The organism is Citrobacter sp. Cpo012, from assembly GCF_030333015.1.
GTDB lineage: Bacteria > Pseudomonadota > Gammaproteobacteria > Enterobacterales > Enterobacteriaceae > Citrobacter > Citrobacter portucalensis.
The window spans coordinates 61,744-87,561 of the sequence record NZ_JAOWGR010000043.1 but is presented as its reverse complement, the minus strand read 5'-3'; the positions used below and the strand labels follow the sequence as shown (position 1 = coordinate 87,561).

Sequence of the window (25,818 nt, the reverse complement as noted above, 5' to 3'; positions counted from 1 at the left end):
TTTTCTTTCAGCCTCCTATGGGACGGTTAATTAAAATGGAGTAATTGAGATAAAAAACCACATTAATAAGCTAATTTTTTTAATATCAACTACTAATATTTAACCTTGTTTTTACATTTATTTTTTGGTTTGACCAAAATAAAAAACGGGGCGCTTTAAGCGCCCCGTAATATAGCTCAGACAATACATTTAGCCTACTCGAGGCAAGTCGTTTGTCACTATTTTGACCAGTGTGCCGCTTTCGCACGTTGCAATTTCTCATAGGCTTTCAGCAGAGACTGATGTGCCGGGAATGCGTGCAGATCGCTGTCTACTGGCTGAAGTCCATAAAACGGCGCTTCACCACTCAGTGCTGCACTTGCCGCTTCAACCGCCTCAGCGCCGTACATGCGGACGAATGCGTTCAGATACTGCAGCGGCTGACGGTCTTCTTCCTGAGACAGCAGCAACAATGTTTGCAGGCAGCGATAGTAGTTTGCACGTTCCGCGCTAAAGACGGAGGCGTTAAATTCCATCGTCCATTCGGTCCACACCAGGGCCTGCTCCAGATCGCCACCGGCCAGCGCCAGCATCACTTTAAGCTCGCCAATACGCAGGGTGTACCAACCGTTATCCGCACCGGTCGCCAGACCGAGCAGCTCGCGCACGCGGGTGAAGTCGTCAAAACCTTCTTCATCCAACTGTTCAATCAGATTGAGGTAGTCTTCTTTATCCCACTCACTGCCTGGCAGAGAGAGAATGGTTTCACGCAGATGGGTGCCCATAGCGTTGTTGGCTAACCACAGGTCTTCAGCCGGATAGATGTCAGACATTCCCGGAACAATAATGCGGCACGCGTAAACGCCCAGGTGCTCATAGTCAGCGATATACACTTCTTTATCTTCAGCATTGAAGGTGGCCATCAGGGTGGCGAACTCTTCTTCCGTGGTGCCGGAGAAATTCCAGTCAACGAACGGATAGTCGGCATCCTGCTTGAACAGATCCCAGGAGATCAGACCGCTGGAATCGATGAAGTGAGTTTCAAGGTTGGTATGTTCTGCCACTTCCTCATCGTCGAAGGTCGGTGGGGTGAAGACATCAAGATCCTTCAGACCACGGCCCTGCAGCAGTTCAGTCACGGTACGCTCCAGCGCAACGCCGAAATCCGGGTGTGCGCCGAAGGAGGCAAAGCAGGTACCGTTGGCCGGGTTGAACAGGACAACGCAAATCACCGGATACTTGCCGCCCAGCGAGCCATCGTAGGCAAAAATTGGGAAACCTTCCGCTTCCAGTGTGGCGATGGACTCCACCACTGCCGGATAGCGCGCCATCACCTCGGCCGGGATTTCCGGCAGGCTGATGCTTTCGGCGATAATACGGTTCTTCACATGGCGCTCAAAGACTTCAGACAGGCCCTGAACGCGAGCTTCGTTAGGTGTGTTACCCGCAGACATGCCGTTAGAAACATACAGGTTGCCGATAATATTCATCGGAATGTAGACGGTCTGGTTATCAGACTGGCGGGTAAACGGCAGGCCACAGACGCCACGCTCTTCATTACCAGACTGTAGATCGATAAGCATGCTGCCGGTCAGTTCGTTATCTGGATCGTAAAATGCACGCAGACGCGCATCCAGTAAACCTTCTGGAACATCGTCTTCTTCAGTCAGCGGGAACCATTTTTCGTTCGGGTAATGTACGAAGGGGCCATTGGCGATAGTTTCGCCCAGCCAGAAATCTGCAAAGAAGTAGTTAGTCGACAGACGCTCAAAGTATTCGCCCAGCGCAGAAGCCAGCGCCGCTTTTTTTGTCGCGCCTTTACCGTTGGTGAAGCACAGCGCGCATTCTTTGTCGCGAATATGTACAGACCAGACGTTAGGGACGGGATTCAACCACGAAGCTTCTTCAATTTGAAAACCGAGGTCGAGCAATTTTTGCTGGAAGCGAGCGATGGAGTCTTCCAGAGCGGCATCTTTGCCGGGGATAAATGTTTGCGTCATGAAAATCACTTTTGTCGTACGGAAAGCGCGCAATGATACGGGGTTTCAATGAACGGCGCTATCGTCGCCGGAGCCCATGCGTAAATAAAAGCATTGGCTATGCTTTCTTACAGCCAATCACGTTTAGAGCATATTAATGAAAGCTTTCGATTTACACCGTATGGCGCTTGATAAGGTGCCCATGGATTTTCTGGGGGAAGTTGCGCTACGCAGCCTTTACACCTTTATATTGGTTTTTCTGTTTTTAAAAATCACCGGACGTCGTGGCGTACGCCAGATGTCGCTTTTTGAAGTCCTTATCATCCTTACGCTGGGTTCCGCCGCGGGAGACGTGGCGTTTTATGACGATGTTCCGATGCTGCCGGTGCTGGTGGTCTTTATTACTCTTGCTGTGCTGTATCGGCTGGTAATGTGGCTAATGGCGCATAGTGAAAAAATGGAGGACCTGCTGGAGGGCAAACCCGTCGTGATCATTGAAGACGGCGAGCTGGCATGGTCAAAGCTCAATAGCGCCAATATGACGGAATTTGAATTCTTTATGGAACTGCGTTTGAACGGCGTGGAGCAATTGGGACAAGTGAAACTGGCTATTCTGGAGACGAATGGGCAAATCAGCGTCTACTTCTTTGCCGATGAAGACGTAAAGCCGGGGCTCAGTATTCTGCCTAAACGTTGTACGCAACGATTTAAAGTAATACCTGAAGCAGGGGACTATGCCTGCATACGTTGTAGCGAAGTGGTGCAAATGAAGGCCGGAGATCATCAATTATGTCCGCGCTGTGCAAATCCAGAATGGTCGAAGGCCAGCCGGGCAAAACGGGTTACCTGACAGCAAAAATCTCGGTTTTTACCCGTCAATCCGATAGATTCTGTTGTGTGACCGATGACACATTTTTACCCTTGCCAGTTTTACCCATTGCGGCGCGTGTCACTGAATGATAAAACCGATATCCACAGGAATAACTTATACCAATGTCTGTCACCGGATTATCGTCAATGACAGGATGTTGATTGGACAACAACACAACGTGGTGAGGGGAAATGGCTCAGGTCTTCAATTTTAGTTCAGGTCCGGCAATGTTACCGGCAGAAGTACTTAAACTGGCTCAACAGGATCTTTGTGACTGGAACGGTCTTGGCACGTCAGTGATGGAAATTAGCCACCGTGGCAAAGAATTCATCCAGGTCGCAGAGGAAGCGGAGCAGGATTTTCGCGATCTTCTCAGCATCCCCTCCAACTATAAAGTGTTGTTCTGCCATGGCGGTGGTCGCGGGCAGTTCGCGGGTATCCCGTTAAATATTCTGGGCGATAAAACCACCGCGGATTACGTCGATGCCGGTTATTGGGCCGCCAGCGCAATTAAAGAAGCGAAAAAATACTGCACGCCAAACGTTATTGATGCCAAAGTCACCGTGGACGGCCTGCGTGCTGTTAAGCCGATGAGTGAATGGCAACTTTCTGATAACGCGGCATACCTGCACTATTGCCCGAACGAAACCATCGATGGCATTGCGATCGATGAAACGCCGAATTTTGCCAGCAACGTTGTGGTCACGGCGGATCTGTCCTCTACCATTCTTTCCGCACCGCTTGACGTTAACCGTTATGGCGTAATTTATGCCGGGGCACAGAAAAATATCGGCCCGGCCGGTCTGACGATTGTCATCGTCCGTGAAGATTTGCTGGGTAAAGCTCATGTCTCATGCCCGTCAATCCTCGACTATACCGTGCTGAATGACAACGATTCCATGTTCAATACGCCGCCAACCTTTGCCTGGTATCTGTCTGGCCTGGTCTTTAAATGGCTGAAAAAGCAGGGCGGTGTTAATGCGATGGATAAAATTAACCAGCAAAAAGCGGAATTGCTCTACGGCGTAATCGATAACAGCGATTTCTACCGTAACGATGTAGCGAAATCCAACCGTTCACGCATGAACGTACCGTTCCAGTTGGCTGATAGCGCATTGGATAAACTGTTCCTGGAAGAGTCTTTTGCTGCGGGCCTGCACGCGCTGAAAGGGCATCGTGTGGTCGGCGGTATGCGTGCGTCCATCTACAATGCCATGCCGCTTGAAGGTGTTAAAGCACTGACCGATTTCATGGTCGATTTCGAACGCCGCCGAGGCTAATCTGCTGTACTTTTCATCCCCACAGCCCGTCTGTGGGGTTTTTATGTCTGTTTTTTGAGAGTCGAGTTTCATGGAATCCCTGACGTTACAACCCATTGCGCGGGTGGATGGCACCATCAATCTGCCTGGATCCAAAAGTGTTTCTAACCGCGCTTTGCTGCTGGCTGCATTAGCCAATGGCACCACTGTCCTGACCAATCTGCTGGACAGCGATGATGTTCGCCATATGCTCAATGCTCTGAATGCGTTAGGGATTAGCTATACCCTTTCTGCCGATCGTACCCGCTGCGAGATAGTTGGCAATGGCGGTGCGTTGCACGCAGAAGGTGCAGTTGAGCTGTTCCTTGGCAACGCCGGAACCGCAATGCGCCCGCTGGCCGCAGCGTTATGTCTGGGCAGCAATGACATCGTGCTGACGGGCGAACCGCGCATGAAAGAGCGCCCGATTGGCCATCTGGTTGATGCGCTGCGCCAGGGCGGAGCCAAAATTGACTATCTGGAGCAGGAAAACTATCCCCCTTTACGTCTGCGTGGTGGCTTTACCGGAGGCCAGGTTGAGGTAGACGGTAGCGTTTCCAGCCAGTTCCTCACTGCGTTGCTGATGACTGCGCCGCTGGCGCCGCAGGATACGACGATCGCAATTAAAGGTGACCTGGTATCCAAACCTTACATTGATATCACACTGAACCTGATGAAAACGTTTGGTGTTGAAATTGAAAATCAAAACTACCAGCGCTTTGTCGTGAAGGGGCAGCAGCAGTATCAGTCACCGGGTGCATACCTGGTTGAAGGTGATGCTTCTTCCGCTTCCTATTTCCTCGCGGCAGGTGCTATTAAAGGCGGTACGGTAAAAGTTACCGGGATTGGCCGCAACAGCATGCAGGGTGATATTCGTTTTGCCGATGTACTGGAGAAAATGGGCGCAACCATTACATGGGGCGACGATTTTATTGCCTGTACTCACGGCGAGTTGAACGCAGTGGATATGGATATGAACCATATTCCTGATGCGGCGATGACCATTGCAACGGCGGCGCTGTTCGCTAAAGGCACCACGACATTACGTAATATCTACAACTGGCGCGTCAAGGAGACCGATCGTCTGTTCGCGATGGCGACGGAGTTACGCAAAGTGGGCGCGGAAGTGGAAGAGGGGCATGACTTTATCCGCATCACCCCGCCTGCAACATTGCAATTTGCGGACATCGCGACCTACAACGATCACCGCATGGCGATGTGTTTCTCGCTGGTGGCGCTGTCTGACACGCCGGTGACCATTCTTGACCCAAAATGTACCGCCAAAACCTTCCCGGATTATTTCGAACAGTTGGCTCGTATTAGTACATCTGCCTGATTTTATTGCCGCACTTTCGGGTGCGGCACATTCTGACATCTCCGATTGCCTATTTATTCTACACTCAGCTTCAATGATTCTGCATTTTTCACACAAAGATAACGATCGTTGGCGTTGGCGCGTATAATGCGCGGCGTTCACGTTAATGTACGCCCGTTTAAGGAGAAAAAGATGACGGCAATTGCCCCGGTTATTACCATTGATGGCCCAAGTGGTGCAGGTAAAGGCACCTTGTGCAAGGCAATGGCGGAAGCATTGCAGTGGCATCTGTTAGATTCAGGCGCGATCTACCGCGTACTGGCGCTCGCAGCGTTACATCACCATGTTGATGTCACATCTGAAGATGCTCTGGTACCGCTTGCCTCACACCTTGATGTGCGTTTTATCTCAACAGACGGCAACCTGGAAGTCATTCTTGAAGGTGAAGATGTCAGCGGTGAAATACGTACTCAGGAAGTAGCGAATGCCGCCTCTCAGGTTGCGGCGTTTCCCCGCGTGCGTGAAGCGTTATTACGTCGTCAACGCGCATTTCGCGAATCCCCAGGTCTGATTGCTGATGGACGTGATATGGGCACCGTGGTGTTCCCAGATGCGCCGGTGAAAATTTTTCTGGACGCCTCCTCGCAAGAACGTGCGCATAGACGTATGCTACAGTTGCAGGAGAAGGGCTTTAGTGTTAACTTTGAACGCCTTTTGGCCGAGATCGAAGAACGCGATTATCGCGATCGTAATCGTGCTGTAGCGCCGCTGGTTCCCGCTGCTGATGCTTTAGTTTTGGATTCAACCCGATTAAGCATTGAGCAAGTGATTGAAAAAGCGTTACAATACGCGCGCCAAAAACTGGCTCTCGCTTAAGTGCGACCGAATTTGCAGTACCCCCGTTGCAATGGATTGACAGCGGGTATGTTAAACAACCCCATCCGGCATGGAGCCAGGTGGACGTTAAATATGAAACCTGAAGATTAAACATGACTGAATCTTTTGCTCAACTGTTTGAAGAATCCTTAAAAGAAATCGAAACCCGTCCGGGTTCCATCGTTCGTGGTGTTGTTGTTGCTATCGACAAAGACGTAGTACTGGTTGACGCTGGTCTGAAATCTGAGTCCGCCATTCCGGCAGAGCAGTTCAAAAACGCCCAGGGCGAGCTGGAAATCCAGGTTGGTGACGAAGTTGACGTTGCTCTGGATGCAGTAGAAGACGGCTTCGGTGAAACCCTGCTGTCCCGTGAAAAAGCTAAACGTCACGAAGCTTGGATCACGCTGGAAAAAGCTTACGAAGAAGCTGCAACCGTTACTGGTGTTATCAATGGCAAAGTCAAGGGTGGCTTCACTGTTGAGCTGAATGGTATTCGCGCGTTCCTGCCGGGTTCCCTGGTAGACGTTCGTCCGGTCCGCGACACGCTGCACCTGGAAGGCAAAGAGCTTGAATTCAAAGTAATCAAGCTGGATCAGAAGCGTAACAACGTTGTTGTTTCCCGTCGTGCCGTTATCGAATCCGAAAACAGCGCAGAACGCGATCAGCTGCTGGAAAACCTGCAGGAAGGCATGGAAGTTAAAGGTATCGTTAAGAACCTCACTGACTACGGTGCATTCGTTGATCTGGGTGGCGTTGACGGCCTGCTGCACATCACCGACATGGCATGGAAACGCGTTAAGCATCCGAGCGAAATCGTAAACGTTGGCGACGAAATCACTGTTAAAGTGCTGAAGTTCGACCGCGAGCGTACTCGTGTATCTCTGGGCCTGAAACAGCTGGGCGAAGATCCATGGGTAGCTATCGCTAAGCGTTATCCGGAAGGTACCAAACTGACTGGTCGCGTGACCAACCTGACCGACTACGGCTGCTTCGTTGAAATCGAAGAAGGCGTTGAAGGCCTGGTTCACGTTTCCGAAATGGATTGGACCAACAAAAACATCCACCCGTCCAAAGTTGTTAACGTTGGCGATGTAGTGGAAGTTATGGTTCTGGATATCGACGAAGAACGTCGTCGTATCTCCCTGGGTCTGAAGCAGTGCAAAAACAACCCATGGCAGCAGTTCGCGGAAACCCACAACAAGGGTGACCGTGTTGAAGGTAAAATCAAGTCTATCACTGACTTCGGTATCTTCATCGGCCTGGACGGCGGCATCGACGGCCTGGTTCACCTGTCTGACATCTCCTGGAACGTTGCAGGCGAAGAAGCAGTTCGTGAATACAAAAAAGGCGACGAAATCGCAGCAGTTGTTCTGCAGGTTGACGCAGAGCGTGAGCGTATCTCTCTGGGCGTTAAACAGCTCGCAGAAGATCCGTTCAACAACTGGGTTGCACTGAACAAGAAAGGCGCAATCGTAAACGGTAAAGTCACTGCAGTTGACGCTAAAGGCGCAACCGTAGAACTGGCTGACGGCGTTGAAGGTTACCTGCGCGCTTCTGAAGCTTCACGTGACCGCGTTGAAGATGCAACTCTGGTTCTGAGCGTAGGCGACGACGTTGAAGCTAAATTCACCGGCGTTGATCGTAAGAACCGTGCAATCAGCCTGTCTGTTCGTGCTAAAGACGAAGCTGATGAGAAAGATGCAATCGCAACTGTTAACAAACAGGAAGATGCTAACTTCTCTAACAACGCAATGGCTGAAGCTTTCAAAGCAGCTAAAGGCGAGTAATATCGAGTGCTCTAAATCCTTTGTGCTGTTAACTGCACAAAGGGTGACGAGTAGCTTGACAGATTACAGGATTCGTCCTGTAATCAATGACAAAGGGCGGCTACGGCCGCCCTTAATCAATGCAGCAGCTAATTATGCCTTTAAGGAACCGGAGGAATCATGACCAAGTCAGAATTGATTGAAAGACTTGCAACCCAGCAACCTCATATTCCCGCGAAAGCGGTTGAAGATGCAGTTAAAGAGATGCTGGAACATATGGCCTCGACTCTTGCGCAGGGCGAGCGTATTGAAATCCGCGGTTTCGGCAGCTTCTCTTTGCATTACCGCGCACCACGCACCGGACGTAATCCGAAGACCGGCGATAAAGTGGATCTGGAAGGGAAATACGTTCCGCACTTTAAACCAGGTAAAGAACTGCGCGATCGCGCCAATATTTACGGTTAAGTTTTTAGCGAGACTTAACGCCGAGAAAAGCACCCAAATGGGTGCTTTTTTCATTTCTGTCCACCTATCCTGGAATCCTCATCCCAGTTAATTTGTACGTTACAACCATCACTAAATGTCTGCGGAACTCAGGTCGTATAACGATAAATTGATGCCAGACAACCGTCGAAGAGTACTGCACACTCCCTGTAACAGGGAGGTGATTGATGAAAATAACAACGGTGAGTACCTGCGCATTACTCGGCATTCTCCCACTCATGCTATTACCTATGCTGCCAGGCATGTTGTGTATCGGCATTGTATTTTGTCTGGCATGTCTGCTCTGTTTTCTCCCCTACAAATATATGCGTTCCGCCGGACTAACCCTGCTGTTTTTTCTTTGGGGAATCCTGGCCGCGAAAGAGGCTATGTGGGCCGGTAATACGCTGCCTGCGAAAACCCAGCAAGCCATTGTGCGGATAACCGGAACTGACAATATGACAACGCACTACGGCCAGATCACTCACCTTCAGGGGAAACGAATCTTTCCTGCGCAAGGAATCGTCTTGTACGGGCAGTATTTACCCGGTGATGTTTGTGCGGGTCAGACATGGGCGATGACGTTGAAAGTCCGCGCTGTACACGGTCAATTAAACGAAGGCGGATTTGATAGCCAGCGTTACGCATTGGCGCAGCATCAACCGCTGACGGGACGATTCTTGCAGGCTTCGGTAATCACACCACAATGTAGTTTGCGTTCGCGGTATCTCGCCTCGCTGAAAACGGCACTCACCGACTTTCCCTGGCAGCAGGTCATACTGGGTCTGGGAATGGGAGAGCGCTTGTCTGTGTCACAAGAGGTGAAAACGATTATGCGTGATACCGGCACGGCTCATTTGATGGCTATCTCCGGGCTGCATATTGCGTTTGCAGCATTACTGGCCGCAGGATTGATTCGTGCTGGACAGTTTTTTATGCCAACAAGGTGGATTTGCTGGCAGATGCCATTAGTGGGTGGGATTGTCTGCGCCACATTTTATGCCTGGCTGACGGGGCTGCAACCCCCGGCATTACGAACGGTTGTTGCGCTGCTAGTCTGGGGGGCGCTGAGACTTAGCGGCAGGCAGTGGAGTGGATGGTCGGTCTGGATCTGCTGTCTGGCAGCCATCGTGGTGGTGGATCCTGTTGCTGTTCTTTCGCAAAGCCTATGGTTGTCTGCATCCGCCGTTGCGGCACTGCTGTTCTGGTACCAATGGGTACCGCTCCCGGACTGGCCGCTGTCGCGTGCTGGACGTCAATTTCTGGCGCTGGCTCATCTGCAATTGGGTATTACGCTTCTGCTTTTTCCCGTGCAAATCGCAATGTTTCACGGTTTTAGTCTGACCTCGTTTCTGGCTAATTTGTTTGCCGTCCCTTTGGTCACGTTTGTTTCCGTACCCTTGATATTAGCAGGCATGATCATGCATTTAGCCGGGACGGTGATGGTTGAATCAAGCCTGTGGTATCTAGCGGATCGTTCTCTGGCGCTGCTATTTTGGGGGCTCAGAAGTCTGCCTCAAGGGTGGATCAATATTGATGCTCGCTGGCAATGGTTGGCATTTTTACCCGGAATGATGATTATCGCATGGCGACTAAATATCTTGCGTACGCTACCGGTGCTCTGTTTCTCTGTGCTCCTTTTGCTGAGTGGGCCGCTTTGGCGTGCACCGCGTACTGATGTGTGGCAAGTGCATATGCTGGATGTCGGGCAGGGGCTGGCGATGGTGATCGCGCGAAATGGGAAAGCGCTGCTTTACGATACCGGTCTGGCATGGCCCGAAGGCGATAGCGCACAACAGCTGATTATTCCCTGGTTGCGTTGGCATAATCTGGAGCCAGAAGGAATTATTTTAAGCCATGAGCACATGGATCACCGCGGCGGGTTGCACTCCTTACAACAAGCCTGGCCGTCGCTATGGGTAAGAAGTCCGCTGAGCTGGAAAGGTCATCTCCCGTGTTTTCGCGGAGAGCATTGGCAATGGCAAGGGTTAACCTTCAGTGCGCACTGGCCTGTGCGTGGAAATACAGACCAGGGGAATAACCACTCCTGCGTGGTTAAGGTCGATGACGGATATCAGAGTATTCTGCTGACCGGTGATATCGAATCTCCTGCTGAACAAAAAATGCTAAGTCACTATTGGCAGCACCTACAGTCGACGGTGATGCAGGTTCCACATCATGGCAGCAATACTTCATCATCACTGGCACTCATTCAGCGGGTTGACGGGCAGGTCGCACTCGCCTCTGCATCCCGTTACAACGCCTGGCGTCTGCCGTCCTGGAAAGTGAAGCAACGTTATCGGCAACAAAATTATCAATGGCTGGATACCCCCCATCAGGGACAGATTACGCTGGATTTTTATCAAAAAAACTGGCGCATACGCAGCATGCGGGATCAGATTTTACCTCGTTGGTATCATCAGTGGTTTGGCGTGTCGGAGGATAACGGGTAGAATATGCGGCTATTCTAACAAATGCTGGTTTTTTGAATGCATAACGATAAAGATCTCTCTACGTGGCAGACGTTTCGCCGACTATGGCCAACCATAGCGCCTTTTAAATCGGGTCTGATCGTGGCGGGTATAGCGTTAGTCCTTAACGCGGCCAGCGATACCTTCATGTTATCGCTCCTTAAACCATTACTGGATGATGGTTTTGGTAAAACGGATCGCTCGGTGCTGCTGTGGATGCCGCTGGTGGTCATTGGACTGATGATAGTTCGTGGCTTAACCAGCTATGTCTCCAGTTACTGTATTTCATGGGTGTCAGGCAAAGTGGTTATGACCATGCGCCGCCGCCTTTTTGGTCATATGATGGGTATGCCAGTATCCTTTTTTGATAAGCAGTCAACAGGTACGTTGCTGTCACGTATTACCTATGATTCAGAGCAGGTAGCGTCATCGTCCTCCGGTGCGCTGATCACCGTGGTACGTGAAGGGGCCTCAATTATTGGCCTGTTTATCATGATGTTCTATTACAGCTGGCAGCTGTCACTGATCCTGATTGTACTGGCGCCAATTGTGTCAGTGGCAATCCGTGTGGTTTCCAAGCGCTTTCGTAGCATCAGTAAAAACATGCAAAACACCATGGGTCAGGTTACGACCAGTGCGGAGCAGATGCTGAAAGGCCACAAAGAAGTTCTGATTTTTGGTGGTCAGGAAGTCGAAACCAAGCGCTTTGATAAGGTCAGCAACAAGATGCGTTTGCAGGGTATGAAGATGGTTTCCGCTTCTTCTATCTCCGACCCTATCATCCAGCTGATTGCGTCTTTGGCACTGGCCTTCGTGTTATATGCGGCTAGCTTCCCAAGCGTAATGGAAAACCTGACAGCAGGGACAATTACGGTTGTCTTCTCCTCAATGATCGCATTAATGCGTCCGTTGAAATCGCTGACCAACGTCAACGCGCAGTTCCAGCGCGGTATGGCGGCATGCCAGACCTTATTTACGATTCTGGATAGCGAACAGGAGAAAGATGAAGGTAAACGTGTGATCGAGCGTGCTACCGGCGATCTCGAGTTCCGCAAAGTGACTTTCACTTATCCGGGACGTGAAGTACCGGCTCTGCGTAACATCAACCTGAATATTCCCGCGGGTAAAACTGTTGCTCTGGTCGGCCGTTCGGGCTCAGGGAAATCCACCATCGCCAGCCTGATTACGCGCTTCTACGATATTGATGAAGGGCAGATTCTGATGGACGGACACGATCTGCGCGAATATACCCTGGCATCACTGCGCGATCAGGTTGCGTTGGTTTCGCAGAATGTGCACTTGTTTAACGATACGGTTGCCAACAACATTGCCTACGCGCGTACCGATATGTACAGCCGTGAGCAGATCGAAAAAGCGGCACAGATGGCCTACGCTATGGACTTCATCAACAAGATGGATAATGGTCTGGATACGGTAATTGGTGAAAACGGCGTCCTGCTTTCCGGCGGACAACGTCAGCGTATCGCTATCGCCCGTGCCTTGTTGCGTGACAGCCCAATTCTGATCCTTGATGAAGCAACATCGGCTCTTGATACTGAATCTGAACGCGCGATTCAGTCTGCGCTGGATGAGCTACAGAAAAACCGTACTTCTCTGGTCATTGCTCACCGTCTTTCAACCATTGAACAAGCCGACGAAATCATCGTGGTGGAGGATGGTCTGATTGTCGAACGCGGAACCCATAGCGAGTTGATTGAGCAGCGCGGGGTGTATGCGCAATTACATAAAATGCAATTTGGTCAATGATCGCACGTATCTGGTCTGGTGAATCGCCGCTGTGGCGATTGTTACTTCCACTCTCCTGGCTGTATGGCCTGGTGAGTGGCGCGATCCGCTTATGCTACAAGTTGGGGCTTAAACGCGCATGGCGCGCGCCAGTCCCGGTTGTGGTGGTCGGAAACCTTACCGCGGGCGGAAACGGTAAAACGCCGGTGGTGATTTGGTTGGTTGAACAACTGCGACAACGCGGGATTCGCGTGGGTGTGGTGTCGCGTGGTTATGGCGGGAAAGCGACTGCTTACCCGCTGTTGCTAACCGCTGATACTACTACCGCAGAAGCGGGCGATGAACCTGTGCTGATCGCCCAACGTACCGGCGTGCCGGTAGCGGTATCCCCGGTAAGATCGGATGCGGTAAAAGCCATTTTGGCCCAACACGACGTGCAGATTATTGTGACGGACGATGGACTACAGCACTATCGTCTGGCGCGAGATGTTGAAATCGTAGTCATTGACGGCGAACGTCGGTTTGGCAACGGCTGGTGGCTTCCCGCTGGTCCAATGCGGGAACGCGCAGGTCGCCTTAAATCGGTGGATGCGACTATTGTTAACGGTGGCGTTGCGCAACCAGGGGAAATCCCTATGCGACTTGAACCGGGGCTGGCCGTTAATTTACGTACAGGTGAACGCCGTGATGTGGCGCAATTGTCCAATATTGTCGCCATGGCGGGCATTGGTCATCCACCGCGTTTTTTTGCCACGCTGAAAGCATGTGGTGCCAGCGTGCAAAAAAGCATTGCGCTGGCAGACCATCAGTCTCTGACCTACAGTGACGTCAGTGCGTTTGTAGACGCCGGGCAAACGCTGGTCATGACGGAAAAAGATGCGGTTAAGTGCCGGGCATTTGCCGATGAAAACTGGTGGTATTTACCTGTTGATGCACATTTGTCAGGCGATCGGCCTGATGTATTGCTGAATAGCTTAATCTCGCTGACTCGCTAACTGATTCACGCTGCGGCAGCGAATCATTTATGAGGCCATAAATGTCGTTGCCGCGCCTTTCTCTGACGGATGCCCGTCATCTTCACCTTGCTGCTCAAGGTCTGCTGAAAAAAACACGCCGCCGGGCAACCCCGGCAGATATTCTCGCGACCATTTCGCGCATGTCGTTACTGCAAATCGACACCATCAATATTGTGGCGCGCAGTCCTTACCTGGTGCTGTTTAGTCGTTTAGGCGATTATTCCCCCCAATGGCTGGACGACTCGTTACAGCAGGGCGAACTGATGGAATACTGGGCGCACGAGGCCTGTTTTTTGCCGCGCAGCGATTTTATGCTGATACGTCACCGCATGCTGGCCCCGGAGAATATGGGCTGGAAATATAAAGCGGCGTGGATGAAAGAACATGCGCATGAGATTGAGCAACTGCTCCAGCACATCCAGCATAACGGGCCGGTACGCTCAGCTGATTTTGAGCATCCACGCAAAGGGACCAGCGGCTGGTGGGAATGGAAACCGCAGAAGCGTCATCTTGAAGGGTTGTTCACTGCCGGGAAAGTGATGGTCGTGGAACGGCGTAATTTCCAGCGAGTGTATGATTTAACCCATCGCGTCATGCCGCACTGGGACGATGAACGCGACCCACTTTCGCAGGAAGATGCGGAAAGTGTCATGCTGGATAACAGCGCCCGCAGTCTGGGGATTTTCCGCGAACAATGGCTGGCAGACTACTACCGCCTGAAGCGCCCGGCGCTAAAAAACTGGTGCAACGAACGGGCGGAACAGCGGCAGATTATTCCTGTCGACGTTGAGGGGCTAGGAGCCTTGTGGCTGCATAGCCACCTTCAGCCGCTGCTTGAACAGGCGCTGGCGGGCAAATTAACGGCGACTCACAGTGCAGTATTATCACCTTTTGATCCGGTGGTCTGGGATCGTAAACGGGCAGAGCAGCTATTCGATTTTAGCTATCGGCTGGAGTGTTACACGCCAGCACCAAAACGTCAGTACGGTTATTTCGTCTTACCGCTGCTGCATCGCGGACAGTTAGTTGGGCGGATGGATGCCAAAATGCACCGCAAAACAGGTGTGCTGGACGTTATTTCGCTGTGGTTACAGGATGGGGTTAAGCCTGGAGTGACGTTGCAAAAAGGATTGTTTCAGGCGATTGACGATTTTGCCCGCTGGCAGCAGGCAGCACGCGTGACGCTGGGACGTTATCCTGAAGGTTTATTTGCTGATGCACGCCATGGTTGGGAAATAGACCCAGCCCTTTAAGCGATTATGTTAATATTTACGGATTCACAATCCGGTCCATCTGGAGGAACTATGGATCATCGTCTGCTTGAAATCATTGCCTGCCCGGTATGCAATGGCAAACTCTGGTTTAACCAGGAAAAACAGGAACTGATTTGTAAACTGGATAACCTTGCTTTCCCACTGCGTGATGGCATTCCCGTGTTACTGGAAACCGAAGCCCGCGTTCTGACTGCTGATGAGAGTAAATCATGAGTTTTGTGGTCATTATTCCTGCGCGCTATGCGTCCACACGTCTGCCTGGTAAGCCGTTGCTGGATATCAACGGTAAACCGATGATCGTGCATGTACTGGAGCGTGCGCGTGAATCTGGCGCTGAACGTATCATCGTTGCTACCGATCACGAGGATGTCGCTCGCGCGGTAGAAGCGGTGGGTGGCGAAGTGTGCATGACTCGCGCCGATCACCAGTCTGGTACGGAGCGCCTGGCGGAAGTCGTCGAGAAATGTGGTTTTAGCGATGATACCGTTATTGTGAACGTACAGGGTGATGAGCCGATGATTCCTGCAGTCATTATTCGCCAGGTGGCTGAGAATCTGTCGCAACGTCAGGTCGGTATGGCGACTCTTGCGGCTCCGATTCACAGTGCGGAAGAGGCATTTAATCCGAATGCGGTAAAAGTCGTGTTGGACGCTGAAGGATATGCTCTCTATTTTTCACGCGCGACCATCCCATGGGATCGCGATCGTTTCGCCAAAAGTCTGGAAACGGTGGGGGACACCTTCCTGCGCCATCTGGGCATTTACGGCTATCGCGCCGGTTTTATTCGCCGCTATGTTAACTGGCAGCCTAGCCCGCTTGAGCATATCGAAATGCTGGAGCAGCTGCGAGTGCTGTGGTACGGCGAAAAAATTCACGTTGCCGTCGCAAAAGAAGTCCCGGGTACCGGCGTAGACACTGCCGAAGATCTTGAGCGCGTTCGCGCCGAAATGCATTAGTTTTTCTCACGGCACTCCCCCCATATTGAGGCGTATTTTTGGGAGGAGTGTCGTATCGTTGCGCTTTCTCTCCACTTTTCTTTTCATCAATTGATCTCATCCGGGTGACATCTGTCTGCACGACGCTCATTATGAAAGCAGTAGCATTTATGAGGGCAATCTGAAATGGAACAGTTGCGTGCCGAACTCAGCCACCTGCTGGGCGAAAAACTCAGTCGCATAGAATGCGTGAATGAAAAAGTGGATACGGCCCTGTGGTCACTGTACGACAGCCAGGGAAATCCGATGCCGCTGATGGCGAGAAGCTTCACCACGCCAGGTATGGCGCAGCAGTTGGCATGGAAAACCTCCATGTTGGCGCGCAGTGGTACGGTGCGAATGCCCGTCATTTACGGGGTCTTAACCCACGAAGAGCATCCCGGTCCCGATGTGCTACTGCTTGAGCGTTTACGTGGCGTGCCGGTGGAAGCGCCAGCCCGAACGCCCGAACGCTGGGAACATTTAAAAGATCAGATCGTAGAAGGTCTGCTGTCATGGCATCGGCAGGATAGCCGTGGCTGCGTGGGAATGGTGGATAACACGCAAGAGAATATCTGGCCATCCTGGTATCGTCAGCGTGTTGAAGTGTTGTGGACCACGTTAAATCAGTTCAACAATACCGGGCTGACGATGCAGGATAAGCGGATCCTGTTTCGCACCCGTGAGTGTTTGCCCGCTTTATTTGAAGGATTCAATGATAACTGCGTGCTGATCCACGGTAATTTTAGTTTACGTAGCATGCTCAAAGACGCCCGTAGCGATCAGCTTCTGGCCATGGTCGGACCGGGTTTGATGCTGTGGGCGCCCAGAGAGTATGAATTGTTCCGTTTAATGGATAATGCGCTGGCGGAAAGTCTGCTTTGGCAATACCTGCAACGCGCGCCCGTGGCGGAGTCCTTCATCTGGCGACGCTGGCTGTATGTGTTATGGGATGAGGTGGCGCAACTGGTCAACACCGGACGTTTTAACCGCTCCAACTTTGACCTTGCCACGAAATCACTGCTGCCGTGGCTCGCCTGATGAACATGTGAACGCCTTATCCGGCCTACAATTCTGCGCTGAACACGTAGGCCTGATAAGACGCGTTAGTGTCGCCATCAGGCAACATTCCTGTCAATGTTCCGATCCCTTTAGCCACTGCCAGATTCGCCCCAACGTTTCGTAACCAACACGATCGCTATGCATCAACCAGACGGGAGAGGGGATCGCGCGCTCCCACGGATTAAGCGGTGAATCAATCGCTAACTGGTTGGCTGGCGCGGGCAACGGATGTAGTCCGGCCTGTTGGAAGAAAATCATTGCTCGCGGTAAGTGCGATGCGGAGGTCACCAGCAAGAACGGCGCGCTGCCGATGGCCTGCTTAACCGCTGTTGCTTCTTCTTCGGTGTCTTTAGGTTTATCCAGCGTGATGATATCACCGGGCGGCACACCCAGTGACTGCGCTACGCGGGCGCCCGCTTCTGCAGTACTGACGTTATTGCTCTTTGCCGCAGCGCCGGTAAAGATAAGCTTCGATCCCGGGTTAGCACGCCAGAGGCGAATACCTTCATTCAGACGCGGAAGACTGTTGCTGATCAGGTTTGAACTCGGCGCCCACTGTGGATTCCAGGTATACCCTCCGCCCAGCACCACAATGTATTCCACTTTTTGTGTATCCTGCCAGGTTGGATAGCTATCCTCAATCGGTTTCAGCAGACTGTCGGCGACGGGCTGCAAGCTTAGAAGTAACAGTGCCAGCCAACTCAGGCTAATGCACACTTTCCCTGTTTTTTGAAAGCGGCTAAACCAGAGCAGCGCCAGGCCTATGCCCATGATAATGAGCATTAGCGGAAGTGGCAGCATCATACCGCCAATCACTTTCTTCAGCGTAAAAAGCATCCTTTTTGGTTCCTTTTTTAACCATACAGCAGGGGATCAGCAGGGATATTACACCAGGAAGGTTCATTCTCGGCGTGGGTGTGACAAAATAGCGGTTTTACTTAGTCACCCTAAAGCCAGCATGTGGAGAGCCCGATGCGGGATCGCAATTTTGATGACATTGCAGAGAAGTTTTCCCGTAACATTTACGGCACCACCAAAGGTCAGCTTCGTCAGACGATCCTCTGGCAGGATCTGGACAAACTTCTTGCCGACTACGCGGGCCAAACGTTGCGTGTGCTTGATGCGGGTGGCGGAGAAGGGCAGACTGCCATTCTGATGGCGCAGCGGGGCCATCACGTCACCTTGTGCGATCTTTCTGCTGAGATGGTGGCGCGAGCGCAACGGGCGGCAGAAGAGCAAGGTGTGAGCGACAACATGCATTTTATACATTGTGCCGCTCAGGACATCCCACAGCATTTGGATTCTCAGGTTGATCTGATATTGTTTCATGCTGTGCTGGAATGGGTGGCCGATCCGCAAGCCGTCTTAAAAACATTGTGGTCGATGTTACGCCCGGGCGGTGCTTTATCGCTGATGTTCTACAATGCAAACGGTCTGTTGATGCGTAATGTGTTGGTCGGTAATTTCGGCTATGTACAGCAGGGAATGTATAAAAAGAAACGGCGCACGTTGTCTCCCGATTTTCCGCGCGACCCTCAGCAGGTCTATGGCTGGCTGGAGGAGATTGGCTGGGAGATAACCGGTAAAACGGGCGTGAGGGTGTTTCATGATTATCTGCGTGATAAACAAAAACAGCATGACTGTTTTGATGCTTTAACAGAAATAGAAACACGTTATTGCCGCCAGGAACCGTATATCAGCCTTGGGCGCTATATTCATGTCACCGCGATTAAACGTCCGGCCCGAGCCGCAGATGCAAGGATAACCTATGAGTGAATTTTCCCAGACAGTCCCCGAACTGGTTGCCTGGGCCAGAAAAAATGACTTCTCCATCTCTCTGCCGGTAGACAGACTTTCGTTCCTGCTGGCTGTTGCCACACTAAACGGTGAGCGACTTGACGGTGAGATGAGTGAAGGTGAACTGGTGGATGCGTTCCGCCATGTGAGTGATGCGTTTGAGCAAACCAGCGAAACCATCGGCGTCCGCGCCAACAACGCGATCAACGATATGGTGCGTCAACGTCTGCTGAACCGCTTTACCAGCGAGCAGGCTGAAGGCAACGCCATTTACCGTTTAACGCCGCTCGGGATTGGCATCACAGATTACTATATTCGTCAGCGCGAATTCTCTACGCTGCGTCTTTCTATGCAGCTGTCAATTGTGGCAGGCGAACTGAAGCGCGCGGCGGATGCGGCAGCGGAAGGTGGTGATGAGTTCCACTGGCATCGCAACGTCTATGCGCCATTGAAATACTCGGTGGCGGAGATTTTCGACAGTATCGATCTGACCCAGCGCATCATGGATGAACAGCAGCAGCAGGTAAAAGACGACATCGCACAGTTGCTAAACAAAGACTGGCGGGCGGCGATTTCCAGCTGTGAAATGCTGCTGTCTGAAACATCTGGTACGCTGCGTGAGCTGCAAGATACGCTGGAAGCGGCAGGGGATAAGCTGCAGGCTAACCTGTTACGCATCCAGGACGCCACGATGACGCATGACGATTTGCATTTTGTCGATCGGCTGGTGTTTGATTTACAAAGCAAGCTCGACCGCATTATTAGCTGGGGCCAGCAGTCCATTGACTTGTGGATCGGCTACGATCGTCACGTGCATAAATTTATCCGTACCGCGATCGACATGGATAAAAACCGCGTCTTCGCCCAGCGTCTGCGTCAGTCCGTGCAGACCTACTTTGACGACCCATGGGCGCTGACCTATGCCAACGCCGATCGTCTGCTGGATATGCGTGACGAGGAGATGGTGCTGCGTGACGAAGAGGTCACCGGTGAACTTCCGGAAGACCTGGAATATGAAGAATTTAACGAGATCCGTGAGCAGTTGGCGGCGATCATCGAAGAACAGCTGGCTATCTACAAATCCAGACAAACACCACTGGATCTCGGCTTGGTAGTGCGCGAGTATCTGGCGCAATACCCACGTGCGCGTCATTTCGACGTCGCGCGTATTGTTATCGATCAGGCGGTACGCCTTGGCGTAGCGCAAGCAGACTTCACCGGACTGCCAGCCAAATGGCAGCCGATTAATGATTACGGAGCCAAGGTACAGGCGCATGTCATTGACAAATATTGAACAAGTGATGCCGGTAAAGCTGGCGCAGGCGCTGGCGAATCCGTTATTTCCGGCACTGGATAGTGCCTTACGTTCGGGCCGCCATATCGGTCTGGATGAACTGGATAATCATGCCTTCCTGATGGATTTTCAGGAATATTTTGAAGAGTTTTACAGCCGCTATAACGTGGAATTGATCCGTGCGCCGGAAGGGTTCTTCTACCTTCGTCCGCGTTCAACGACGCTCATTCCGCGTTCGGTCCTGTCTGAACTGGACATGATGGTGGGTAAAATTCTTTGCTATCTCTATCTCAGCCCGGAACGCCTGGCGAACGAAGGGATTTTTACCCAGCAAGAGCTGTACGACGAGCTGCTAACGCTGGCAGATGAAGCGAAGTTACTGAAGCTGGTGAACAACCGTTCAACCGGTTCTGACGTTGACCGCCAGAAGCTACAGGAAAAAGTGCGTTCTTCGCTCAACCGCTTGCGCCGCTTAGGCATGGTGTGGTTTCTGGGCCACGACAGCAGCAAATTCCGTATTACGGAATCTGTCTTCCGCTTTGGTGCGGATGTGCGTAGCGGTGACGATCCGCGTGAAGCACAGCGTCGCTTAATTCGTGATGGTGAAGCGATGGCGGTCGAGAACCGTCTGCAGCTCAACGATGAGCCCGAAGAGAATCAGCCGGACAGTGGAGAAGAAGAATAATGATTGAACGCGGTAAATTTCGCTCACTTACGCTGATTAACTGGAATGGTTTTTTTGCCCGTACGTTTGATCTCGATGAGCTGGTCACCACGCTGTCCGGTGGTAACGGTGCGGGTAAATCCACCACCATGGCGGCATTTGTTACGGCGCTCATTCCGGACTTAACCCTGCTGCATTTCCGTAACACCACCGAAGCCGGTGCAACCAGCGGTTCACGTGATAAAGGCCTGCACGGTAAGCTGAAAGCAGGGGTTTGTTATTCAATGCTCGACGTCCTCAACTCGCGTCATCAGCGCGTGGTCGTGGGGGTGCGTCTGCAACAGGTTGCTGGTCGCGATCGCAAAGTGGATATCAAACCGTTTGCCATTCAGGGGCTGCCGATGTCGGTACAGCCAACCCAACTGGTGACGGAAACGCTGAACGAACGCCAGGCGCGCGTACTGTCTCTACCTGAGCTGAAAGAGAAGCTTGATGAGATGGAAGGCGTGCAGTTTAAGCAGTTCAACTCAATAACCGATTATCACTCATTGATGTTCGATCTGGGCATCATTGCCCGTCGTCTGCGCTCTGCGTCCGATCGTAGTAAATTCTACCGTCTGATTGAAGCCTCGCTGTACGGCGGGATCTCCAGCGCCATTACCCGTTCACTGCGTGACTACCTGCTGCCGGAAAACAGCGGCGTACGTAAAGCGTTCCAGGATATGGAAGCCGCGCTGCGTGAAAACCGTATGACGCTGGAAGCGATTCGCGTAACGCAGTCTGACCGCGACCTGTTTAAGCATTTAATCAGTGAAGCGACCAACTATGTGGCCGCAGATTATATGCGCCACGCCAATGAACGTCGTATCCATCTGGATAAAGCACTGGAAAATCGTCGTGAACTGTATACCTCTCGCAAGCAGCTGGCGGCAGAGCAGTACAAACACGTGGATATGGCGCGTGAACTGGGTGAGCACAACGGTGCGGAAGGCGATCTGGAAGCTGATTACCAGGCCGCGAGCGATCACCTGAATCTGGTGCAAACCGCGCTGCGTCAGCAGGAAAAAATTGAACGCTACGAGGCGGATCTCGAAGAATTGCAGGTCCGTCTTGAAGAACAAAACGAGGTGGTCGCGGAAGCCGTTGACCGCCAGGATGAAAACGAAGCCCGCGCAGAAGCCGCTGAGCTGGAAGTGGATGAGCTGAAAAGCCAGCTTGCCGATTACCAGCAAGCGCTGGACGTCCAGCAAACGCGAGCCATCCAGTATACCCAGGCGATCCAGGCCCTAAACCGGGCGAAAGAGCTCTGCCACTTACCGGACCTGACAGCCGACAGCGCCGCCGAATGGCTGGAGACTTTCCAGGCCAAAGAGCAGGAAGCCACTGAAAAGCTGCTGACGTTAGAACAAAAAATGAGCGTGGCGCAAACCGCGCATAGCCAGTTTGAACAGGCTTATCAGCTGGTGGCGGCTATCAACGGCCCGCTGGCGCGCGGTGAAGCCTGGAGCGTGGCGCGTGAACTGCTGCGCGAAGGCGTGGAACAGCGCCACCTGGCAGAACAGGTTCAGCCGTTGCGTATGCGACTGAGCGAACTGGAGCAGCGTCTGCGCGAACAGCAGGATGCCGAGCGTCTGCTGGCCGAATTCTGCAAGCGTCAGGGTAAACAGTTCGATATCGATGAGCTGGAAGCGCTGCACCAGGAGCTGGAAGCACGCATCGCCGCCTTGTCGGACAGCGTCTCGTCTGCCAGCGAACAGCGTATGACGCTGCGTCAGGAGCAGGAACAGCTGCAATCCCGTATTCAGCATTTGATGAAGCGGGCACCTGTCTGGCTGGCTGCGCAAAATAGCCTGAATCAGCTTAGCGATCAGTGTGGTGAAGAGTTTACCTCCAGCCAGGACGTGACCGAGTATCTGCAACAATTGCTGGAGCGCGAGCGTGAGGCCATTGTTGAGCGTGATGAAGTCGGCGCACGTAAAAATGCAGTTGATGAAGAGATTGAACGTTTAAGTCAGCCGGGCGGGGCGGAAGATCAGCGTCTGAACGCGCTGGCTGAACGCTTTGGCGGCGTACTGCTGTCAGAAATTTATGATGACGTTAGCCTTGAAGATGCACCGTACTTCTCTGCGCTATACGGTCCTTCGCGTCATGCCATTGTGGTACCGGATCTGTCGCTGATTACCGAACAGCTTGAAGGGCTGACGGATTGCCCGGAAGATCTCTATTTCATCGAAGGGGATCCGCAGTCGTTTGATGACAGCGTCTTCAGCGTTGATGAACTGGAAAATGCGGTGGTGGTGAAAACTGCCGAGCGTCAGTGGCGTTATTCTCGCTTCCCGACGGTGCCTATTTTTGGGCGTGCAGCACGTGAAAGCCGTATCGAAACCCTGCATGCCGAGCGTGAAGGGCTGTCTGAACGTTTCGCCACGCTCTCCTTTGACGTCCAGAAAACCCAACGTCTGCATCAGGCGTTCAGTCGCTTTATCGGCAGCCATCTGTCGGTGGCGTTTGAAGCCGATCCAGAAGCGGAAATTCGCCAACTGAATAGCCGTCGCGTTGAACTGGAACGTGCGCTGACCAATCATGAAAATGATAACCAGCAAAGCCGTATGCAGTTTGAACAGGCGAAAGAGGGCGTCTCTGCGCTGAACCGCCTGCTGCCGCGCTTGAATCTGCTGGCAGATGATACGCTAGCCGATCGCGTAGACGAAATTCGCGAGCGTCTGGATGAAGCTCAGGAAGCCGCGCGTTTTGTACAGCAACATGGCAATCAGTTGGCGAAACTGGAACCTATCGTTTCGGTTCTGCAAAATGACCCTGAGCAGTTTGAACAGCTGAAGGAAGACTATGCGTATTCCCAGCAGATGCAGCGCGATGCGCGTCAGCAGGCTTTTGCGCTGACCGAAGTTGTACAGCGTCGGGCGCACTTTAGTTATTCCGACTCAGCCGAAATGCTGAGCGGCAATAGCGATCTGAACGAAAAATTGCGTGAACGCCTGGAACAGGCGGAAGCCGAACGTACCCGCGCTCGCGAAGCGCTGCGCAGCCACGCCGCACAGTTAAGCCAGTACAACCAGGTCATGGCATCGCTGAAAAGCTCTTATGACACCAAAAAAGAGCTGCTGAACGATTTACAACGTGAACTGCAGGATATTGGCGTTCGTGCGGACAGCGGTGCCGAAGAGCGCGCGCGTATCCGTCGTGACGAACTGCATGCACAACTCAGCAACAACCGTGCACGCCGCAACCAACTTGAGAAAGCACTGACCTTCTGCGAAGCGGAGATGGAAAACCTGACCCGCAGACTGCGCAAGCTGGAACGTGATTATCATGAAATGCGCGAGCAGGTAGTCACCGCCAAAGCCGGCTGGTGTGCAGTCATGCGGATGGTGAAAGATAACGGTGTGGAACGGCGTCTGCACCGTCGCGAGTTGGCCTATCTTTCCGGTGACGAACTGCGTTCGATGTCGGATAAGGCGCTCGGTGCGCTACGTCTGGCGGTTGCAGATAACGAGCACCTGCGCGATGTGTTGCGTCTGTCTGAAGATCCAAAACGTCCAGAGCGCAAAATTCAGTTCTTCGTCGCGGTTTACCAGCATCTGCGTGAACGTATTCGCCAGGATATTATTCGTACCGATGATCCGGTTGAAGCCATTGAACAGATGGAGATTGAGCTGAGCCGTCTGACGGAAGAGTTAACCTCACGCGAACAGAAGCTGGCGATCAGCTCACGCAGCGTGGCGAACATTATTCGTAAGACCATTCAGCGTGAACAGAACCGTATTCGCATGCTGAACCAGGGGCTGCAAAGCGTGTCGTTTGGCCAGGTCAACAGCGTTCGCCTGAACGTCAATGTGCGTGAAACACATGCTACCTTGCTGGACGTACTTTCAGAGCAGCATGAACAGCATCAGGATCTGTTTAACAGCAATCGCCTGACCTTCTCAGAAGCGCTGGCGAAGCTGTATCAGCGTCTGAATCCGCAGATAGACATGGGGCAACGCACGCCACAAACCATTGGTGAAGAGCTGCTGGATTACCGTAACTATCTGGAAATGGAAGTTGAGGTTAACCGTGGCTCTGACGGCTGGCTGCGTGCTGAGTCTGGTGCGTTGTCAACGGGTGAAGCGATCGGGACCGGGATGTCTATTCTGGTGATGGTGGTGCAAAGCTGGGAAGATGAAGGCCGCAGATTGCGCGGGAAAGATATATCTCCTTGCCGCCTGCTGTTCCTTGATGAAGCTGCACGACTCGATGCGCGTTCTATTGCGACCTTGTTTGAGCTGTGTGAGCGTTTGCAGATGCAGCTGATTATCGCTGCGCCGGAAAACATCAGCCCAGAGAAAGGCACCACCTACAAACTGGTGCGTAAAGTCTTCCAGAACACCGAACACGTTCACGTGGTGGGGCTGCGCGGATTTGCGCCTCAGTTACCGGAACCACTGCCGGGGACTGAAGATGCCTCCTCGCAGGCAAGCTAAGCAAAAAGGCGGCTACATGGCTAATGCTCATCAGTTAAGCATGTATGATGAACATGTGATTCTTGCTCAGGGTTCCGTTCACCTCAGTGGTGTCATTTCTCTGAAGCGCAGATACCTGTGAACGTGCAAGGGAGGCTCACCGCCACCTCCCTTGCAACCCAGGCTCCCGGCGGGAAAATCGTCGCTGCGCGAGTTATTCGTCTTATGCCGTCTGCCTGTCGGGTCGGGGCCGAGCCTGCATCCATGCAGGCCATCCCCTCTGCCCGCATCCCTGCGGGCAGTCCCGGGCAGACGTCAACGCCTCATCGATTTTCAGCCGGACAGGGGTCATCGCTTCAATGCCCTGACTTTCAGTAAAAGCTGTTTTGCTGTTTAAACAAAAACGCAGATGGTCAGGTGTGGGCTGGTCCGGCTGAAAATTGCCGACGTGTTTCCGTAAGGCCGGGAGAGCCAGCATGGATGCTGGCTCAGG

The 25,818-nt window shown here is 52.4% G+C and carries 19 protein-coding genes; 17 read left to right on the top strand and 2 right to left on the bottom strand.

Going from position 1 to position 25,818, the window contains the following annotated elements:
- Positions 1–218: 218 nt before the first annotated feature.
- Positions 219–1,979, bottom strand: coding sequence for a 30S ribosomal protein S12 methylthiotransferase accessory factor YcaO (gene ycaO / locus OGX90_RS20265; RefSeq protein WP_234692295.1), 1,761 nt, complete (start codon positions 1,977–1,979; stop codon positions 219–221).
- 136 nt (positions 1,980–2,115) lie between these two features.
- On the opposite strand from ycaO, the gene OGX90_RS20260 reads away from it, so the two are divergent.
- The 13 genes from OGX90_RS20260 (at position 2,116) to OGX90_RS20200 (ending at position 17,089) form a co-directional block, all read left to right on the top strand.
- A complete protein-coding gene (locus OGX90_RS20260; RefSeq protein ID WP_008784261.1) occupies positions 2,116–2,808 on the top strand; it encodes a DUF421 domain-containing protein in 693 nt (230 codons plus the stop codon).
- A gap of 212 nt (positions 2,809–3,020) precedes the next feature.
- The gene (gene serC / locus OGX90_RS20255) at positions 3,021–4,109 is read left to right on the top strand and encodes a 3-phosphoserine/phosphohydroxythreonine transaminase (RefSeq protein WP_208744486.1); all 1,089 of its coding nucleotides are present in this window, start codon (positions 3,021–3,023) and stop codon (positions 4,107–4,109) included.
- 70 nt (positions 4,110–4,179) lie between these two features.
- Entirely contained in the window at positions 4,180–5,463 is a 1,284-nt protein-coding gene (gene aroA / locus OGX90_RS20250; protein ID WP_103015115.1) for a 3-phosphoshikimate 1-carboxyvinyltransferase, read from the top strand.
- 171 nt (positions 5,464–5,634) lie between these two features.
- A complete protein-coding gene (gene cmk, locus OGX90_RS20245; RefSeq protein WP_003831921.1) occupies positions 5,635–6,318 on the top strand; it encodes a (d)CMP kinase in 684 nt (227 codons plus the stop codon).
- Positions 6,319–6,431: 113 nt separating this feature from the next.
- Positions 6,432–8,105 (top strand): 30S ribosomal protein S1, encoded by a 1,674-nt coding sequence (rpsA, locus tag OGX90_RS20240; protein WP_003035776.1) that lies wholly within the window; start codon positions 6,432–6,434, stop codon positions 8,103–8,105.
- Between the two features lie 159 nt (positions 8,106–8,264).
- The gene (ihfB, locus tag OGX90_RS20235) at positions 8,265–8,549 is read left to right on the top strand and encodes an integration host factor subunit beta (protein ID WP_003035780.1); all 285 of its coding nucleotides are present in this window, start codon (positions 8,265–8,267) and stop codon (positions 8,547–8,549) included.
- A 206-nt stretch (positions 8,550–8,755) separates the two neighbouring features.
- On the top strand, positions 8,756–11,020 hold the full coding sequence (locus tag OGX90_RS20230) for a ComEC family protein (RefSeq protein WP_234692296.1): 2,265 nt from the start codon (positions 8,756–8,758) through the stop codon (positions 11,018–11,020).
- A gap of 36 nt (positions 11,021–11,056) precedes the next feature.
- Positions 11,057–12,805 carry a lipid A ABC transporter ATP-binding protein/permease MsbA gene (msbA, locus tag OGX90_RS20225; RefSeq protein WP_137377325.1) on the top strand — a complete coding sequence of 583 codons (1,749 nt, stop codon included), beginning with the start codon at positions 11,057–11,059 and terminating at the stop codon, positions 12,803–12,805.
- A complete protein-coding gene (gene lpxK / locus OGX90_RS20220) occupies positions 12,802–13,779 on the top strand; it encodes a tetraacyldisaccharide 4'-kinase (protein WP_032942888.1) in 978 nt (325 codons plus the stop codon). The genes msbA and lpxK overlap by 4 nt, the downstream gene beginning before the upstream one ends.
- 41 nt (positions 13,780–13,820) lie before the next feature.
- On the top strand, positions 13,821–15,053 hold the full coding sequence (locus OGX90_RS20215; protein ID WP_137377326.1) for a winged helix-turn-helix domain-containing protein: 1,233 nt from the start codon (positions 13,821–13,823) through the stop codon (positions 15,051–15,053).
- 51 nt (positions 15,054–15,104) lie between these two features.
- Positions 15,105–15,287: a protein YcaR gene (gene ycaR, locus OGX90_RS20210; protein WP_003035793.1), complete on the top strand. Its 183-nt coding sequence runs from the start codon at positions 15,105–15,107 to the stop codon at positions 15,285–15,287.
- The gene (gene kdsB / locus OGX90_RS20205) at positions 15,284–16,030 is read left to right on the top strand and encodes a 3-deoxy-manno-octulosonate cytidylyltransferase (RefSeq protein ID WP_137377327.1); all 747 of its coding nucleotides are present in this window, start codon (positions 15,284–15,286) and stop codon (positions 16,028–16,030) included. The genes ycaR and kdsB overlap by 4 nt, the downstream gene beginning before the upstream one ends.
- Before the next feature lie 165 nt (positions 16,031–16,195).
- Positions 16,196–17,089, top strand: a complete 894-nt coding sequence (locus OGX90_RS20200; RefSeq protein ID WP_003831934.1) for a YcbJ family phosphotransferase — start codon at positions 16,196–16,198, stop codon at positions 17,087–17,089.
- A gap of 93 nt (positions 17,090–17,182) precedes the next feature.
- Here OGX90_RS20200 and elyC read toward each other — a convergent pair whose 3' ends face one another.
- The gene (gene elyC, locus OGX90_RS20195) at positions 17,183–17,947 is read right to left on the bottom strand and encodes an envelope biogenesis factor ElyC (RefSeq protein WP_234692297.1); all 765 of its coding nucleotides are present in this window, start codon (positions 17,945–17,947) and stop codon (positions 17,183–17,185) included.
- Positions 17,948–18,082: 135 nt separating this feature from the next.
- Between elyC and cmoM the strand changes: the two genes are divergently transcribed.
- Genes cmoM through mukB form a run of 4 tightly spaced genes read left to right on the top strand, consistent with a single transcriptional unit; the run spans position 18,083 to position 25,346 of the window.
- Positions 18,083–18,886, top strand: coding sequence for a tRNA uridine 5-oxyacetic acid(34) methyltransferase CmoM (gene cmoM, locus OGX90_RS20190; RefSeq protein WP_003035803.1), 804 nt, complete (start codon positions 18,083–18,085; stop codon positions 18,884–18,886).
- On the top strand, positions 18,879–20,201 hold the full coding sequence (gene mukF, locus OGX90_RS20185) for a chromosome partition protein MukF (protein WP_003831939.1): 1,323 nt from the start codon (positions 18,879–18,881) through the stop codon (positions 20,199–20,201). The genes cmoM and mukF overlap by 8 nt, the downstream gene beginning before the upstream one ends.
- A complete protein-coding gene (gene mukE / locus OGX90_RS20180) occupies positions 20,182–20,886 on the top strand; it encodes a chromosome partition protein MukE (RefSeq protein WP_003035809.1) in 705 nt (234 codons plus the stop codon). The genes mukF and mukE overlap by 20 nt, the downstream gene beginning before the upstream one ends.
- Positions 20,886–25,346 (top strand): chromosome partition protein MukB, encoded by a 4,461-nt coding sequence (mukB, locus tag OGX90_RS20175; RefSeq protein WP_286624581.1) that lies wholly within the window; start codon positions 20,886–20,888, stop codon positions 25,344–25,346. The genes mukE and mukB overlap by 1 nt, the downstream gene beginning before the upstream one ends.
- The last annotated feature ends 472 nt before the right edge of the window (positions 25,347–25,818 follow it).